18 protein-coding genes are annotated in these 18135 nt (G+C 29.0%); 11 read left to right on the forward strand and 7 right to left on the reverse strand.

Annotation, left to right across the window (positions count from 1 at the left end; translation table 11 throughout):
* Positions 1-87: 87 nt before the first annotated feature.
* From CRN98_RS00335 to CRN98_RS00350, 4 genes are all read left to right on the forward strand, one after another.
* Positions 88-288 (forward strand): helix-turn-helix transcriptional regulator, encoded by a 201-nt coding sequence (locus tag CRN98_RS00335; protein ID WP_097025432.1) that lies wholly within the window; start codon positions 88-90, stop codon positions 286-288.
* A gap of 127 nt (positions 289-415) precedes the next feature.
* Entirely contained in the window at positions 416-652 is a 237-nt protein-coding gene (locus tag CRN98_RS00340; protein WP_097025433.1) for a hypothetical protein, read from the forward strand.
* A 12-nt stretch (positions 653-664) separates the two neighbouring features.
* On the forward strand, positions 665-2020 hold the full coding sequence (locus CRN98_RS00345; RefSeq protein ID WP_097025434.1) for an FtsK/SpoIIIE domain-containing protein: 1356 nt from the start codon (positions 665-667) through the stop codon (positions 2018-2020).
* Positions 2017-2592, forward strand: coding sequence for a hypothetical protein (locus CRN98_RS00350; protein WP_097025435.1), 576 nt, complete (start codon positions 2017-2019; stop codon positions 2590-2592). Before CRN98_RS00345 ends, CRN98_RS00350 begins: the two co-directional genes overlap by 4 nt.
* Before the next feature lie 355 nt (positions 2593-2947).
* Here CRN98_RS00350 and CRN98_RS00355 read toward each other — a convergent pair whose 3' ends face one another.
* Positions 2948-3229: a helix-turn-helix domain-containing protein gene (locus CRN98_RS00355; RefSeq protein WP_097025436.1), complete on the reverse strand. Its 282-nt coding sequence runs from the start codon at positions 3227-3229 to the stop codon at positions 2948-2950.
* Positions 3230-3312: 83 nt separating this feature from the next.
* The gene (locus CRN98_RS00360) at positions 3313-3549 is read right to left on the reverse strand and encodes a helix-turn-helix domain-containing protein (protein WP_097025437.1); all 237 of its coding nucleotides are present in this window, start codon (positions 3547-3549) and stop codon (positions 3313-3315) included.
* A gap of 377 nt (positions 3550-3926) precedes the next feature.
* On the opposite strand from CRN98_RS00360, the gene miaB reads away from it, so the two are divergent.
* From miaB to CRN98_RS00390, 6 genes are all read left to right on the forward strand, one after another.
* Positions 3927-5285: a tRNA (N6-isopentenyl adenosine(37)-C2)-methylthiotransferase MiaB gene (miaB, locus tag CRN98_RS00365; RefSeq protein WP_097025438.1), complete on the forward strand. Its 1359-nt coding sequence runs from the start codon at positions 3927-3929 to the stop codon at positions 5283-5285.
* Between the two features lie 71 nt (positions 5286-5356).
* Positions 5357-8026 carry a DNA mismatch repair protein MutS gene (mutS, locus tag CRN98_RS00370; RefSeq protein ID WP_097025439.1) on the forward strand — a complete coding sequence of 890 codons (2670 nt, stop codon included), beginning with the start codon at positions 5357-5359 and terminating at the stop codon, positions 8024-8026.
* A complete protein-coding gene (mutL, locus tag CRN98_RS00375; RefSeq protein ID WP_179631869.1) occupies positions 8026-9903 on the forward strand; it encodes a DNA mismatch repair endonuclease MutL in 1878 nt (625 codons plus the stop codon). The genes mutS and mutL overlap by 1 nt, the downstream gene beginning before the upstream one ends.
* Before the next feature lie 14 nt (positions 9904-9917).
* Positions 9918-10853 carry a tRNA (adenosine(37)-N6)-dimethylallyltransferase MiaA gene (miaA, locus tag CRN98_RS00380; RefSeq protein WP_097025441.1) on the forward strand — a complete coding sequence of 312 codons (936 nt, stop codon included), beginning with the start codon at positions 9918-9920 and terminating at the stop codon, positions 10851-10853.
* A gap of 79 nt (positions 10854-10932) precedes the next feature.
* Complete coding sequence (hfq, locus tag CRN98_RS00385; protein WP_097025442.1) at positions 10933-11184, forward strand: RNA chaperone Hfq; 252 nt, start codon at positions 10933-10935, stop codon at positions 11182-11184.
* A gap of 112 nt (positions 11185-11296) precedes the next feature.
* Positions 11297-12577: a methionine gamma-lyase family protein gene (locus CRN98_RS00390; RefSeq protein ID WP_097025443.1), complete on the forward strand. Its 1281-nt coding sequence runs from the start codon at positions 11297-11299 to the stop codon at positions 12575-12577.
* A 47-nt stretch (positions 12578-12624) separates the two neighbouring features.
* Here CRN98_RS00390 and lexA read toward each other — a convergent pair whose 3' ends face one another.
* Positions 12625-13224, reverse strand: a complete 600-nt coding sequence (lexA, locus tag CRN98_RS00395) for a transcriptional repressor LexA (protein WP_097025444.1) — start codon at positions 13222-13224, stop codon at positions 12625-12627.
* Positions 13225-13409: 185 nt separating this feature from the next.
* Here lexA and CRN98_RS00400 point away from each other — a divergent pair, with 185 nt between their 5' ends.
* Positions 13410-13787, forward strand: a complete 378-nt coding sequence (locus CRN98_RS00400) for a hypothetical protein (RefSeq protein ID WP_097025445.1) — start codon at positions 13410-13412, stop codon at positions 13785-13787.
* Positions 13788-13811: 24 nt separating this feature from the next.
* Here CRN98_RS00400 and CRN98_RS00405 read toward each other — a convergent pair whose 3' ends face one another.
* From CRN98_RS00405 to CRN98_RS00420, 4 genes are all read right to left on the reverse strand, one after another.
* Positions 13812-14816: a tyrosine recombinase XerC gene (locus tag CRN98_RS00405; protein ID WP_097025446.1), complete on the reverse strand. Its 1005-nt coding sequence runs from the start codon at positions 14814-14816 to the stop codon at positions 13812-13814.
* Positions 14817-14971: 155 nt separating this feature from the next.
* Positions 14972-15487, reverse strand: a complete 516-nt coding sequence (locus tag CRN98_RS00410; RefSeq protein ID WP_097025447.1) for a hypothetical protein — start codon at positions 15485-15487, stop codon at positions 14972-14974.
* A gap of 549 nt (positions 15488-16036) precedes the next feature.
* Positions 16037-16963, reverse strand: coding sequence for a coiled-coil domain-containing protein (locus CRN98_RS00415; RefSeq protein WP_097025448.1), 927 nt, complete (start codon positions 16961-16963; stop codon positions 16037-16039).
* Between the two features lie 526 nt (positions 16964-17489).
* The gene (locus tag CRN98_RS00420) at positions 17490-18119 is read right to left on the reverse strand and encodes a Vat family streptogramin A O-acetyltransferase (protein ID WP_423237074.1); all 630 of its coding nucleotides are present in this window, start codon (positions 18117-18119) and stop codon (positions 17490-17492) included.
* Positions 18120-18135: the final 16 nt, after the last annotated feature.

An 18135-nucleotide genomic window follows, 5' to 3' on the forward strand; every position in this document is an offset into this window, starting at 1 on the left:
CAGGGCCTTTTTATTTTTTGTAAAAATATTTCAAAATAAAGGAAAAGAAAAATCACTATAGAATATACTATCATTAGAGGTGGTTTTATGGAGGTTAAAAACAGACTGAAAGAAATAAGAATGAAGGAATACGCTATGGAACCAGGAGAGTTTGCAGCTCTTATAAAGGTAAATGTGAAAACATATTATGCTTGGGAGCTAGCCAATGCAATTCCATCTATGAAGGAAGGATTAAGAGTAGCTAAAGAACTGCATAAAAAAATAGATGATATATGGTACTTGGAATAGTATCATATTTTTTTATAATTAATTTCTATAAAATAAAGAAATATTTTATAAATTAAGGAAACTTTCTATAAATCACAGCATAGTATATACCATAGTAGATAGTTAAGTATTAAATGGAGGGTATATTATGAAACCAGATGCTATTGATCTTATGATTTTAGAACAACTTAAGAAACTAATTGACCTAATATTTCCAGTGCCTAATATCGACTTTGGAGGATGTGGAGATGTAAATTTAATAGGTAAGTATATTAGAGATTTACTTTTAATGTATGGGTGTGGAGAAGTTGTAGTTGCTTTTGTTAAAAGACGTGAAGCAAAGAAAAAGGTTAAATTGTTTGGTATGAATAGAAATGATGAATAAGGAGGATTATATATGTTTTGGCAAATAGGAGCTTATGCAATTACTTCTTATGCACTTTATAGAACAGTATGCAGAGAAAAAATTAAGTTTGAAAAAACGTTAAGAGAAATATGTGAAAAGGGAACGGGTTTTTTTAATAGGCAGATGGAAACTTTGAAACTAGATTATTTTAAAGTTATGGATTGGGGGTATTATGTTAAAGTGGGTATTCCATATGGCATAAGTTATCAAGAACTAGAAGATAAAAAGGACTTATTTAAAACTAATTTTAAAGCAATAGATATAGAAATGAAAAAAATTGAATCCTCTAGCATGATGGAAATGAACGTAATAACAAAACCTTTGAAGGAATTGAAGTATAAAGCTATGGATACAGATGATGGAGAAATATTAATAGGATACAGTTATAAAGATTATGTAAAAGTTAATCTTAATAAATTCCCTCATATGCTCATAGGTGGCGATACAGGGACAGGTAAGAGCAGATTAATGTTGCTAATACTGACTAATTTAATTAATAGATTTAAGGATATAGAAGTATATTTAATGCAAATAAGAAAGTCTGATTTGGCAGTTTTTAAGGATTGCAAGCAAGTTAAATACATGGCTAGAACTTTAGAGCAGACAAGAGATATATTAAAGTATTTAGATAGCATATGTAGTAAAAGAGACGCTATTTTAGAGAAGTATTTAATGGAGGGTGTATATAATATACAGGATTATAATAAGAAGTTTAAAAAGGATAAGATGAAATACATTTATATAGTATTAGATGAATTTGCTTTTTTTAATCATTCTGGAGCTGATACTAAAGAAGAGAAAGAAATAAAAAAGGAGATATTAGGCTATATAAAAAATATTGTATTAACAGGTAGAAGCACAGGGATATTTATATTTACAAGTTTGCAAAAGCCAACTAGCAGCAGTATTCCAACGGACATTAAAAGCCAATTAACCACCAGAATAAGCTTTAAGATGCTAGATAAAGAAACAAGCGTAATAGTTCTAGGTAATGCCAACGCAACTGGTCTAAAGGAACGAGAAGCACTTGTAAGGACTATAGAAGAAGATAAAATAAAAGTGCCCTTCATAGATCATAACTTAATTTTAAAGCACATCAAGGTGAGTATAGAACCTAATCACAAATATATTACAATTCCACAAATGCAAAAGAGTAGTCACAAGTTGCCTAGTATTAATTCTGAGCCACTTACAATTAATTTTAACAAGAATACCAATATCACTCCAAAACCTCCTAAAGTTGAAAAGAAGACTGAGAAGCCACATATAGAAGAAGTTGCAGTAGAAGGGACAAAGGAGAATGGTATAGTAGATTTAAGTAAGTTTAAAAAGGGGAATATAAAATGATGACTGATAGAGATAATAATATTATTCAATTCATTGATAAATTTGATGGGATTACAATTAATCAATGCGCTAAGCTATTTTTTAATAATGCTAACTATGGAAAGGATTTAGCTAGAAAGAGATTGAAAAAACTATCAGATAATAATGTTTTGAAATATGAAGACGATTGGGTAACTAATCAAAGGGTTTATTTTATAAAGAAGAAACCCTCTAGTCACAGTATTATGTTATTAAATTTCTATTCAGAACTAATAGAAACTGGAGTAGAGATAATAGAATTTCAAAAGGAATATAAGATAGATAATATTTGTCGCCCCGATGGATTTATAGTATTCCAATACCATAATAAAGGGAAAATGGCTTTTATAGAAATAGATATGAGCCATAAGACGGATTTAAGCAAATATGAAAAGCTATATGATACAGAATTATTCCAAAGGGAATATAATACCTTCCCCGAAGTAATTATTATATCATCAACTCAAAACTACGAAACTAAAGGACATAACTTTTCTATTAAGATATTAGATTATAGCTTAAATCAGCTCAAAGACAAGATACTATACTTTTAACTATAATGTTTATTTTCCTCTAGTAAGTACTAGATTATAATCTAGTACTCCGTACAGCCAAAGTGCCTTTAAATGTAGATAACAAGCTGATTTACAAAAGAAAATTAACTGGAATAATATAATATATTATATTAGGAAGTATAGATTCATTCTTATCTATATATTTTTTAAGACCATCTTTTCTTTTTCTTTCTTATCGTTATCTTATTACTGAGACAATTTATTATTATATTTGTATACTATTATTATTTACATTAATAAGATTATTATTAATGTAAATATAAATAGGAACCATCTAAGGTTCCTTATTTCTTTTGACGTCAAAAATTTAATGCGGTTAGTATATATAAGAGTCTTATTTTTTATGATTTTCTAATACCTTTATTATATCCATTATTAAATCTTTATCTTTTTTATTTTTTAAATTTAAATTAAATCGTTCTTTTGTTCTTCCTAACAAGTAATCTAGACTTACATTAAATATATCTGCTAACTTAACTAAGTTCTGGAGATTTGGTTCATTACCTTCTGCTTCGTATCCAGACACAGCTTGTCTAGAAATGTTTAATAGCTTCCCCAGCTCTTCCTGAGTGAGTTGTTTTTCTTCTCTTAATTCCCTAAGCCTATCCCCAAACATAATTGATCCTCAATCCTCCTATAAACTTATTTCTTATAAAATAAGTTTATAGCAGGTAAGGAGGTAAGAAGTATTAATTACAGTTATTCTGTCCTTTTGTTATTAAAAAGACAGAATAACTGTACATTTAAAAAATATAAAAATACAGCAACAGGGCAAATGTTAAGTTCAACTGCTAATTTTTCTATCATAGCTATGTTAACATTTATTTTGTAAATAGAATTATTTTCTAACTTGCTTAAATGTGATTGACTTATATCTAATCTTGATGCTAAGTCTGCTTGCCTAATACCTTTATGTTTACGAATAGCCTTTAACATTTGCAACACCCCACAGAATATTTGTTTTAGTACAATTTTACGACAAAATATACCAATAATAAATAAGAAATATGTAACAAAAAAGGGAACGATATTCAGCCTATGAATATTTTTTGAGGTATAATAGACATGCGAATGGTATATTGGATTTTAAATGGCATAAAATTTTAATTTTTTAAAAACACAAGGGGGCCAATTTATGATGAAGGAAAGCGAAATAGCATTTTACAAGTTATTGCTTAAATTAAAAAAGAAAAGAGATAATAAAAATAAACAAACCCAAACAAAATTCAACGAGTTTGTTTATTTTTAGATATTTATTATGATATAATACTAGAGAATTTAATACAATTATATTTTGGAGGGAACAGACTATCATGGATGAAAATATATTATCTAATATACAGAATAAACCAGAACAAAAACACTTCTTAATTTATACTTACGGTTGCCAGATGAATGAAGAGGATTCTGAAAAGCTTTCAGGAATGCTAAAAAACATGGACTATTCTAAAACTGAAGAAAAGAAAAAAGCAAGTATTATAATTTTTAATACCTGCTGTGTAAGAGAAAATGCAGAACTTAAGGTATACGGAAATCTTGGAGCATTAAAAGCATTAAAAGAAAAAAATTCTGATTTAATTATTGCTGTATGCGGATGTATGATGCAGCAAGAAGGTATGGCAGAAGCTATAATAAAGAAATATCCTTTTGTAGATATAATATTTGGGACTCATAATGCTCATATGTTCCCTGAGTATTTAAATAGAACAAGACAAGAAAATAAGTCAATAATAGAGGTATGGGATAAGGAAAAAGGCATTGTAGAGGGACTTCCTATAGATAGAGAAAGCAATACTAAAGCTTTTGTAACTATTATGTATGGATGCAATAACTTTTGTACTTATTGTATAGTTCCTTATGTTAGAGGTAGAGAAAGAAGCAGAACTCCTGAAGAAATTGAAAAAGAAATAATAGAGCTTGTAAATAAAGGATACAAAGAAGTAACCCTACTTGGACAAAATGTAAACTCTTATGGAAAAGATCTAGTTCCAAGTCTTAGCTTTGCAGATCTTTTAAAGAGGCTTAATATTATAGAAGGTATAGAGAGAATAAGATTTATGACTTCTCATCCAAAGGATTTAACTGATGATGTTATAGATGCTGTAGCTGAATGTAGCAAGCTATGTGATCACATTCATTTACCTGTTCAATCAGGTTCAAGTAAGATACTAAAAGAAATGAATAGAAAATATACAAGAGAAGAATATTTAAACTTAGTAAGTAAAATCAAGGCAAAAATTCCTGGAGTAGCTTTAACTACAGATATAATAGTTGGCTTTCCTGGAGAAACAGAAGAAGATTTTAATGACACTTTAAGCTTAGTTCGCGAAGTAGAATATGATTCCGCTTTCACTTTTCTTTATTCTACTAGAAAAGGAACTCCTGCTTGTGAATTTGAAACTCAAGTAAGCGAAGAAGTAAAACGCGAAAGATTTAATAGATTAGTTGAAGAAGTAAATAAGGCATGTGCAAAGAAAAACAAGGAATATGATGGCCGTACAGTGAAAGTTTTAGTAGAAGGTACAAGTAAAAATGATGATGAAAAGCTTATGGGAAGAACTGAAACAGGTAAACTTGTAAATTTTGCTGGAAATAAAGATAATATTGGTAAAATAGTTAGTGTAAAAATAACTAAAGCACAAACTTTTTCACTATTAGGCGAAGAAATATAAATTTGAAAGAGCATATAATGCACTAGCATCGCATTATATGCCTTTCATACTATTAAGGAGGTTTTGTAAAATTGGCACTCACTCCAATGATGCAGCAATATCTTGAAATAAAAGAAAAATGTAAAGATTCCATATTATTCTTTAGGTTAGGAGACTTTTACGAAATGTTCTTTGAAGATGCTGAAGTTGCATCTAAAGAATTAGAGTTAGTTCTTACAGGAAGGGATTGTGGTCTTGATAAAAGGGCCCCTATGTGCGGAATTCCTTATCACTCTGCAAGCTCCTATATAAGCAGACTTATATCTAAAGGCTATAAAGTAGCAATAGGTGAGCAGTTAGAAGATCCTTCTGTTGCTAAAGGAATCGTAAAAAGAGATATAATAAAAATAATAACTCCAGGTACATATACAGATTCCTCATTTTTAGAAGAAAATAAAAATAATTTTATAATGAGCATACATATTGACAAAGATAATGCGGGACTAAGTTTTTGTGATGTTTCCACTGGTGAATTTATCTCTACTTATACTAAAACAGAAACTTCAATAATATTAAATGAAATTTCTAAATTCAATCCTAGTGAAATATTAGTAGATAGTAATATAAGCGAGAGTTTTACTTTAGCAATTCAGGAAAGATTTAAAACTTCTCTTACTTTTATAGATGATACATATTATAACAATGAAGATGCATTACAAGTACAGTTTTTAGATTTTAATTCTTCTTCCTATAGTAAATGTGTAATAAAAAGTAGTGCTGCACTACTTACCTATATAATCGAAACCCAAAATACATCTCTTTCTCACATAGATAAATTTGAATATTATCATGTATTAGATTTTTTATCCATGGATATTAATTCACGAAAAAATCTTGAACTTACAGAAACTTTAAGAGAAAAAAGTAAAAAAGGATCTCTTTTATGGGTATTAGATAAAACCAGTACCTCTATGGGAGGAAGACAACTAAGAAAATGGGTTGAGCAGCCACTTGTAAATAAGGAATTAATAAATAATAGGTTAGATGCAATTGAAGAGGTTATATCTAATATTTCTCTTCATGAAGATATAAAAGAATCTTTAAAAAGCATATATGATATAGAAAGAATAGTGGGAAAAATATCTTCTAAAAATGTAAATGCAAAAGAGCTTATAGCTCTTAAAAACTCCATTGGAAATATCCCTGCTATAAAACAAATACTTAATAATTTTAATAGTAATTTGTTAAAAAATATGTATTTAAATATTGATGAATTAAGTGATATTTATAATTTACTTGAAGAATCAATCGTAGATAATCCATCTTTATCTATAAAAGAAGGAAACATAATAAAATCAGGATATAGTAATGAAATAGACAGTTTAAGAGATGCTAAAGCTCATGGTAAGGAGTGGATCTCCAAACTTGAAGCTCAGGAAAAAGATTTTACAGGTATAAAGTCTTTAAAAGTAGGATATAATAAAGTTTTTGGTTACTTTATAGAAGTAACTAAGAGTAATATTTCTTCAATACCAGAAGGACGCTACATACGAAAACAAACCTTATCAAATGCAGAAAGATATATTACTCCTGAGCTAAAAGAAATGGAAGAAAAGATCTTAGGGGCAGAGGAAAAATTGACCGCCCTAGAATATGATATATTTTTACAAATAAGAAGTACCATTGAAAATGAAATAGATAGAATGAAAAAGTCTGCTCATATAATTTCTGACCTTGATTGTTTAAGCTCATTAGCTACCGTGGCATTAGAAAACAATTACTGCAAACCTTCTATATCTGACGAAAATGACTTATCCATAATAGAAGGACGTCATCCTGTTGTGGAAAATATGATACCTACAGGAAGCTTTATATCTAATGATACACTTATGGATACAAAAGAAAATCAAATGATTTTAATTACAGGGCCTAATATGGCAGGGAAATCAACTTATATGAGGCAAGTTGCTCTTATAACTATTATGACTCAAATAGGAAGCTTTGTACCTGCAAAATCAGCTAAAATATCAATATGTGATAAGATATTTACACGAATAGGGGCCTCAGATGATTTAGCTGCAGGTAAAAGTACATTTATGGTTGAAATGTGGGAAGTTGCAAATATACTTCAAAATGCCACTAATAAGAGTTTAGTGCTATTAGATGAGGTTGGCAGGGGTACCAGTACCTTTGATGGATTAAGCATTGCCTGGTCTGTTATAGAGCATATATGTGTAGATGATAATTTAAGATGCAAAACGCTATTTGCTACTCATTATCATGAACTTATAGTATTAGAAAATAAACTTAAGGGCGTTAAGAATTTTTCAGTTTCTATCAAAAAAATAAATAATGAACTAGTATTTTTGAGAAAAATAGTACAGGGTGGTGCTGATGAGTCCTATGGAATAGAAGTTGCAAAGCTGGCTGGATTACCTGACAAAGTTATAGAAAGAGCCAAGGAAATACTTACTACAATTGAAAAAGATAAAAATGTTGTAACAAATATAGATGAAATATCATGCAACACTTCCGAAGTTGCAATAAGTAAAACTTTAAGTGAGCCAAGAAGTATTGCTGTAACTTCAAAGCATCATAATGAAATTAAAGAGGAAAGTCTTCAATTGAACTTTACTGACATTGAAAAAAATAATCTTTTAGCCGAGATTGCATCTATAGATATAATGAATGTAACTCCTATAGAAGGATTTAATAAACTTTATGAAATAATTAAAAAAGCTAAAACTATCTCAAAGGTGTGATGAGTTTGGGTAGAATAAATGTATTAGATAAAAATACTTCTAATAAAATAGCCGCTGGAGAAGTGGTGGAAAGACCATTTTCTGTAGTAAAGGAACTTTTAGAAAATAGCCTAGATGCCAATGCAAAAAGCATTGTTATGGAAATAAATGAAGGTGGTCAAAAACTTATAAAAATCACAGATGATGGAGTAGGTATACATCCTGATGATATAGAAAAGGCATTTTTACCACATGCAACAAGTAAAATTTCAAGCATTGATGATATATTTAAATTGAGTACCATGGGTTTTAGAGGAGAAGCACTAGCTAGCATCTCCTCAGTATCTAAGGTTACTCTTAAAAGCAAAATTAAAGATTTAGATTTTGGCAGGGAACTTCATATTGAAGGTGGCAATATACATTATTTAAAAGATACAGGAAGTAACAATGGTACAACTATTGAAGTAAGAGATTTGTTTTATAATGTACCTGCAAGACTTAAGTTTTTAAAATCTTCTTCCCGTGAAGCGTCATTAATATCAGATATTGTGCAAAGACTAGCACTTGCTCATCCTGATGTATCCTTTAAACTAATAAATAATGAAAAAACAGTACTTCATTCTTTTGGAACAGGAGATATAAAGGACGTTATCCGAAATGTATATGGGAAAAACGTTTTAGAAAATGTGATAAATTTTGAGTCTCATAAGGATATAATTTCTGTTCATGGTTTTATAGGAAATAGAGAGATAAGTCGTGGTAGTAGAAATCATCAAAGTATATTTGTAAATAAAAGATATATAAAGAGCAGACTTATTACCACCGCTGTAGAAAATGCCTTTAAATCCTTTTTAACTATAAATAAATATCCCTTTTTTATATTATTTATAGATATATTTCCAGAGTATGTAGATGTAAATGTACATCCTACTAAAACAGAAGTTAAATTTAAAGATGAACGGGAAATATTTGGCACTGTATTTCATTCTGTTCATGAGGCTATAAAAAATAGTGTTATAAATTCATTTAACATAGAAGAGGAAGTAAAAGAAACAGAAAAAGAAATAAGATCTATAGAAACCTTTAAGCTACCTATAGATTTTCTAAATTCCTCAGATACAGATAGTTTATCTACAAACTTCAGTGAAAAAACTAATAATATTAATATAAACTCAAATTTTAACAAAGAATACACTGAAGAAAAAGAAGCTATAACTATTAAAGCTCATAATGATAACTTTGAAGAAAAGTCATCATTATATATAAAAGAAGAACCCCTTAAGAAAGAACAAACTTTAGAAGCCCCAAAGCTCGCAAAATTACCTGAAATAAATATAATAGGTCAGTTTAATAAAACTTATATATTAGGGGAGATAGGTGACGATCTTTATATAATAGACCAACATGCAGCTCATGAAAAAATATTATTTGAAACATATTCTAAGAACATAGCAAAGCAGCAGGTGATTTCTCAAATACTCATAAGCCCAGTTATAATAGAACTTTTACCAGAAGACTACTGCTATTATATAGAAAATAGTGAGATATTTAATAAAGCAGGGTTTAATATTGAAATTTTTGGAGAAAATACTATAAGTATACGAGAAGTTCCTTTAATACTCGGAAAGCCAGAAATAAATAAATTGTTTTTAGAAATATTAGATAATCTTAAAAATATGGGAAGCGGCAAAACACCTGAAGTTAAATATAATACCATAGCAAAGCTCGCTTGTAAGTCTGCAGTAAAGGCAAATAATAAGTTATCTCTTGAGGAAATGAAATCCTTAATAAATGAACTTAGGTTTATCGACAATCCATTTACCTGTCCTCATGGTAGACCTACTATAATTAAACTAACCTTGTATGAATTAGAAAAAAGATTTAAAAGAGTTCAGTAGAAAGGGAGATAATTTTGAAAAAAGATTTATTTATACTAGCAGGACCTACTGGTATTGGGAAAACTGATATATCTATTAAGCTTGCCCAAAAATTAAATGGTGAAATAATATCAGCAGATTCTATGCAAATATATAAGTATATGAATATAGGCTCTGCTAAAATAACTAATGAGGAAATGAATGATATTGAGCACTATTTAATCGATGTAGTAGATCCTCATGAAAGTTTTAATGTAGCACAGTTTAAAGAGATGGCGGAAAAGTATATAAGCAAGATACATAATAAAAATAAATTGCCCATGGTAGTTGGTGGAACTGGATTATATATAAATTCACTTATATATGACTATAATTTTACCGAAGCAGATAAAGATGAAGAATATAGAAGTTATTTAGAAAAACTTGCTGGAGAAAAAGGAAATGATTATGTCCATGAAATGCTTAAGGATATAGATAGTGAATCTTATAATAAAATACATGCTAATAATTTAAAAAGAGTTATAAGAGCATTGGAAGTTTATAAATTAACTGGTAAAACTATAGGGGAATATACTATGGATAAAGAATGTTATGAAATTCCGTATAACCTTCATTACTTTGTACTTACCATGGACAGAGAAAAACTTTATAATCGGATAGATAGAAGAGTTGATATCATGCTTGAGAAAGGACTTATAGATGAAGTAAAGCACTTAAGAGCTATGGGATATACGGAAGAAATGCAGTCTATGCAGGGGATAGGGTACAAGGAAATTCTTTGCTACTTAGAAGGTAAAATATCCTTAGATGAAGCCATTTATCTAATTAAAAAAGGTAGTCGAAATTACGCCAAAAGGCAACTTACTTGGTTTAGACGTGAAAACCACGCTCATTGGATAAATAAAGATGACTTTTCTAGCGAAGATGATATAGTAAATGAAATTTTAATTCAAATGAAGGGTATTATTTAGTAATTTCTAGAAAAAATTAAAGGATTTTAATATATCATATAGAATAATAATATATAAGCTATAATGGAGGGTGAGTTATATGAATAAAACAGTAAATAATTTACAAGATATATTTTTAAATGGAGCACGAAAAAGTAGAACTGATGTAACTATACATCTTGTAAATGGATTCAAAATAAATGGTTTTGTAAAGGGATTTGATAGCTTTACGGTTATATTAGATTGTTTAGGAAAGCAAATGCTTGTTTATAAACACGCTATATCAACTATAACTCCAGCAAAGGCAATTTTATTTACACCTAATCCTCAAGATACGCAATTTAATGGTTAAGGAAATAATAGGCAAATTTTTTGCCTATTATTTTTTTATGTGGTAATATATTATGTTGTATGTTATTTTAAAAACTATATTATAAATTGTTAGGTTGGAGGATGTAATTATAATGATTAAATTAACTAAAGATTATCTTAAGAATGTCTATCACATAAAAGATAATATACTAGATTTATACGAAAAAGCCTTAAAAGATGTAGAAGAAGAGTTTAAAAAGTATGATGAAATAAGAGAATTTAACCAGTTAAAGGTTTTAAATGCACTTCAAGAAGAAAGAATAAGTGAATCTCACTTTACTAATTCCACAGGATATGGCTATGGAGATATCGGAAGAGATTCTTTAGATAAAGTATATGCAAGAATATTTAATACAGAAAGTGCACTAGTAAGACCTCATTTTGTAAATGGAACTCATGCCATTGGTGCAGCATTATTTGGGAATTTAAGACCTGGTGATACCATGTTATCAATAGTAGGTTCTCCTTATGATACTTTACACGGAATTATTGGAATTGGAGAGCAAAAAAACATAGGTTCGCTTAAGGAATATGGAGTAAATTATAGACAAATAGACTTAAATAATGGAAAAGTAAATTTAAAAGAGGTAGAAACAGTATTAAAAGAAGAAAGCTCTATAAAACTTGTACATATCCAAAGATCTACAGGCTATGGCTGGAGAAATTCATTGCTTGTATCTGAAATAAGTGAAATAATAAAATTTATTAAAAATATAAGAGAAGATGTTATTTGTTTTGTAGACAATTGTTATGGAGAATTTATAGATACTACAGAACCTACAGATGTAGGTGCAGATTTAGTAGCGGGATCTCTTATAAAAAACATAGGGGGCGGAATTGCACCTACAGGTGGATACATAGCTGGCAGGGAAGAGTATGTAACTCAAGCCGCATATAGACTTACAATTCCAGGTATAGGTGGGGAATGCGGTTCTACCTTTGGAGTGATGAGAACTTTATTTCAAGGCCTTTTCTTAGCACCTCATATTGCTATGGAAGCGGTAAAAGGAGCTATACTTTGTTCAAGAATAATGGAGCTTGCTGGTTTTGAAGTACTTCCAAAGTTTAACCAAAAAAGAAGCGATATAATTCAAGCTATTAAATTTAATGATAAAGAAAAGCTTATTAACTTTTGTAAGGGTATACAGCTAGGCTCTCCTGTAGATTCATTTGTACAATGTGAGCCATGGGATATGCCAGGGTATGAAGATCAAGTTATAATGGCGGCTGGAGCTTTTATACAAGGATCATCTATAGAGCTTTCAGCAGATGCTCCAATTAGAGAGCCTTATATAGCATATCTACAAGGTGGCCTTACTTTTGATCATGCAAAAATAGGAATACTTATAGCTCTTAATAAAATATTGAATTAGAAATTTATCATATAAATAAAAAACCAAGCATGATGTTATGCTTGGTTTTAATATTTTCTATAGAGTCCTATAAGTTTTCCTATAATTGTACATTCTTTTACTATTATAGGTTCCATAGTCTTATTTTCAGGTTGTAGTCTTATGAAATCTCTTTCTTTGAAAAATCTTTTTATAGTAGCTTCATTTTCAATAAGTGCTACTACAATATCTCCGTTTTCAGCTGAATTAGTTTTTTCTATTATAACTAAATCTTCATTCATTATTCCTACATCAATCATGCTTTCTCCATGAACCTTAAGCATAAATAATTCTTTATTGCTTCTTATAAAGTTAACAGGCAAAGCAAAGGTATCTTCTATATTTTCAACTGCTAGTATAGGCATGCCTGCAGTAACTGTACCTATTACAGGAATACTAACTAGTTCTCTTTTAAAAGATTCATCCGTAACTTCTATGGCACGAGGTTTTGTAGGATCTCTCTTTATAAGTCCTTTTTTTTCTAACCTTTGAAGATGACCGTGAACAGTAGAAGTTGATTTAAGGCCTACTGCACTACAAATTTCTCTTACGGAAGGTGGGTAACCCTTATCTTGTATTTGCTGCTTTATATATTCGTATATTTCCTTTTGCTTATCCTGCCTAGACATAAGAACACCTCTTACATATAATTTTAATAAAATTATATCATACTATAAACAAAATATCAAACTTATGTTCCCATATGCTATAACTTGTAATAAAATCATTTTTTATAAATACTTCATTGAATATAAAATAGTAATTTGTTATAATAAAATATTGTTATAAATTTTTTAGAAAAAGAGGGATATATATGGCTAGATATACATATTGTATTTTTGAAGAAGGAAAGTCTTGTAACGACTGCGGAAAATGCGATATATGTGATTTAAATCCAAATAAAATATGTAATAATTGTGCTAAATGTTTAGAAAAGGATGGCTTTGATATGCGTTCTGTAACTATAGATGGTATAGCACAAGAAGAGGAGGATATTACAGATTTTGATATGCCAGATTCAACTAATGACTCTTTTGTAGCAGATGGCGAAGATGGTATAACCGATACTGAAAATATAGAACTTATAGATGATATAGAAGGACTAAGAGGGCTTTTGGAAGATGAAGAAAAAGCTTCACAATATACTTATGAACAATTTCCAGGTCTTATAAGACTTAGAAAGAATAACTAAGAGGTTAGGGGAGAGGTATGAGGATTATTCCTCATACTCATCACTTAACGGATTTGATTTAACAGCTTCTCTTAATCTTTCATTATCTACATGAGTATAAATTTGGGTAGTAGATATATTCTCATGACCTAATATCTGTTGAAGGCTTCTTATATCTACATTTCCATGCTTATACATAAGCGTGGCTGCTGTATGCCTTAATTTGTGAGGAGTATATTTTTCTGTATCCAAACCAGCTTTGCCTATATATTTTTTTACCATTACTTCTATAGAACGTGTGCTTATTCCTTTTTTATCTTTATTTAAAAATAATATATCTTTATGTTCAAGGGGAATTTTATCTAGGTATTCATTTCTAACCTTTAGATAACTATTAATAGCTTCCATAGAAGCTTTATTTAAATAAACTGTTCTTTCTTTATTTCCTTTACCTATGACAGTTAGAGTATCGCCTTTAATTTTAGAAATGTTTATACTGCAAAGTTCTGATATTCTCAATCCGCAATTTAAAAATAACGTAATTGCGCAATAATCTCTCGCTTTATTAGGACCATCTATGGCCCTTAATAGTTTTTTGCTTTCTTCTAATGTTAAATACGCAGGATTTCTCTTATCGATTTTTGGTTTTTCTAATTCTAATGCTAAATTTTCATCTAAAATTTTAGCTTTGACCTGTAAATATTTAAAAAACGACCTTAATGCAGCTACTTTTCTAGCTCTAGCATAAGCACTATTTTCTCTGTATTTTTCAAGAAAAGACATAAATCCATATAAGTCGGTTAACTTTATTTTTCTTAAGAAGTCATTATCAATATCGTTTATAGGTATTTCTTCAAATTCCATAGTATCATCTTTATGTATCCCTTTATATAACTTCAAGAATCTAAAAAACATAGTTAAATCAACTTTATATCCCTTTATAGTATTAGGAGATTTTCCTTTTATAGTTTCTAGATAATTTAAAAAGTCTACTACACATTCTGGTAAACTATTGTTATTTTCTCGTATTGCACTAAAATCTAATTTCATATTTATTTCTACTCCTATTTATGCTACTTTTTATTTTCCAGTATATTAATTCGCATTAATTTATATTAGTTATCAACAGTATACTTAAAATACATTATATATTTTTAGCATGCTAATAATGAAAATAGTATACTTAGCCAAAGTTAATTATCCAGTTAATTCATTATAATTTTTATTAATTCTTCAATCTTTTTTTCTGTTTCTTCCGAACACTTTAATTTAGCATTATATCCATCCATTACTTTATAATCATTGAGTACTTGAATTAATAAATCATCAATTTTACCCCTGACATATTCCTTTGATAATCGCCGAGGCAGCTCTCTGTGCGAAACTTTGTTTTTAGACATTTTATCAAGAGTTTTTTTATTTCTTCCTTTTGGAGATTGGTTGATTCCAAGTTCTTTTAACCACACTTGTATAGTTCTTATACTTACATCGTAGATTTTCGATATATTTGCAGTGCTCATATTTTTCTTAACCATAAGTATATATAAGTCTTTTATGATGTATTTATAACCTCTGTCGATATTTAAAGATTCATAATAACTATAGATTTTTTTAAGTTCTTGATTATCTTTAGAATCAAGAATAGCAGAGGATAGTATAGTTTCAATATCATCAGTATATTTAAAGTTTTTATACTTGTAAGTTATGGTTCGCCCACGCATATATTATAACACCTCCTTAAACCGTTGAAACCGTTCATTTTACTAGCTTATATTATTTCGCTATGGAATTAATACGCAGTTTAATAAATGTATATTTAGCGAACATAATATTCTATGAAAAGAGGGGGAAAGTCCTTGTTTTTAGCTTATTTTTTTAATCCTTATTTCTACAAAATTTTAAGCAAATATTTAAGGTTAATAATAGAAAAATACATTCCGATAATTTTAAAATTTATTTTTTGGTCAAAATCCACGTATAAATACTTAGAATTATCGGCATAATATATAATAGTATTTTAATAAAAATCCCCCTTCTCTTCTTCATTTTAATTTCAATTGATAATACATATCACTTAGAAGGGTGTATACCTGTATTACTTATCAAAATAACAAAATACATACAGATCATATCCTAAAATAATCACTTCTAAGACTTACTTAGCACAGACTAGAAATTAGTAATTTAAAAATGCTATTTTTACGGCAAAAGAACATATGTTCATTATGCCCAAATTGACCATTTTTAGCTACAACTAATTATACACTTCTTCACTTAATTTTGGAACTTATAAGCAATTCATTATATTTGTTTTTCATATCTACTAGTTCAAGTTTAGCTTCAGCTAGCGAAAGTTTTCTTTCCGCATCCATTTCGGTTATAATTCTATTTTTGACTTCTTCTACTTCCTTTACTTTAGCATCATCATAGGATTTAACTTTATTATTTAATTCAGAGATTATAGTTTTATACTTTTCATCAATAGCTGAAATCTCTGCTTTTTTCAACATTTCTATATTATTTATCGTAGATTGAAAATTTGCATTTACAACTTCAAGAGATTTAATTTTGGTTTCATCAGCAGTTATTTGCTCTAATATTTTTTTATTCTCTAATTTTATATCAGTATTTTCCTTCTGCAAAACACTGTTTTGCATTTCCGATTCCTTGTTTTTTCTATATTGCTCTTTTACTAATATCTCATGCTCTTTAATTTCAACACTTTTCTTCTCAAGTAATTCATTTAACTCAGCTATTTTAGAGTCTAAACCACTTTTTACATCATTAAATATCTGATTTGTATGTTCCAGTTCTAAGTTTCTTTTTTTAATCTCTTCAATTTTCTTTGAAAGTGTGTCCAATTCAAGCTTTAAATTCTTTTCCGTTTGCTCTGAATTTGTTTTAAATGCCATTACTGTATTTTGCGCCTTTTCAGTAATGCTTTTAATATGAGATAACACATTATTTAAATCTGTAGATATTAAACTTAACTCACTTTCATAACTTATAGCTTCTTCTTTCTTCCCCTTTTCCTCACCACTGATGAAATTCCAAAACATATATTCAAACATCTCGGTTTGGCTTATTTTTTTATCAGCAGCCATCTTTTTAAACTCATTTTCTACATAATCTGCAGGTCTAATTGCTCCAAGACCAGCTTTTTGCTTCTTCGGTTCATTATTTTCTTCTTTTTTCATATGTATATCACCCCTATAATAATATCATCTATATTATACCAATCATTTTTGCAATAGTATATAAATTTTCATATTAGCAATCTATATTTGCACAATATACTTAGTATACTATATGATATACAGCATACTAATAATGCATTATAGTATGCTATGTGTGAAAATAATAATATTACAGAAATATTCAAAGAGTTATAAGTGCTGTTTAAATATTATAGTTACACATAAAAAAAGAGCTCGGCATTGCCTAGCTCCTTCAATAATCCTAATATTAATCTTTTTTATGTGTTTTTTTACTATGCTTAGTTCCAGCGTTGTTTTCTTTCTTTTCCTTTTGTTGTTGGCTTGCAACAGAAGAATCGTGTTTTTCACCCATAGTATTTATTCCTCCTTGTATATATAAGTTTATTATGAGTATTACTCTACTATTTTGTTCAATATACATATAATAATACTATGAAATTAATTGCAAGAATAAAAATACCCCTTCAAAAAGAAGGAGCACTTTTAGTATGTTATGACTTCGAAATTACTTAATAGATTTAATCCTATCTAAATCAGAACTACAAAGTATTTCAAGATTAGAAAATATTTTTTCTGCTGACCAATTCCACCATTTTAGATCTAATAGATATTGGATTAAATTATCATCAAAACGTTTTTTTATAATTTTAATAGGATTCCCACCGGCAATATGATATGGCGGAACATTTTTTGTAACTACTGAGTTTGCCGCAATAATTGCACCATCACCTATGTGAACTCCAGGCATAACAGTAACATTTTGCCCAATCCAAACATCATTACCAACAACAGTATCACCTTTAAATGGCAAATCTTTAATGGATGGCATTGCCTTTTCCCAACCGCCGCCCATGATATTGAAAGGATAAGTTGTCACAGAATTCATTCGGTGGTTTGCACCATTCATAATAAATTCTATTTCTTTTGCAATTGCGCAAAACTTGCCGATAATAAGTTTATCACCAATAAAATCATAGTGATGAGTAACATGTTTTTCAAAGTCTTCAGCGCCATTGACATCATCGTAGTAAGTATAGTCTCCAACTTTAATATTGGGATTTTTTATAACATTCTTAATATAGCAAATTTGTTTTATGTTTTCATTTGGATAAATACTATCTGGATTTGGTCCCATTTTATTCATAAATTAC

It is taken from the genome of Clostridium peptidivorans (assembly GCF_900205925.1).
GTDB lineage: Bacteria > Bacillota > Clostridia > Clostridiales > Clostridiaceae > Clostridium_AK > Clostridium_AK peptidivorans.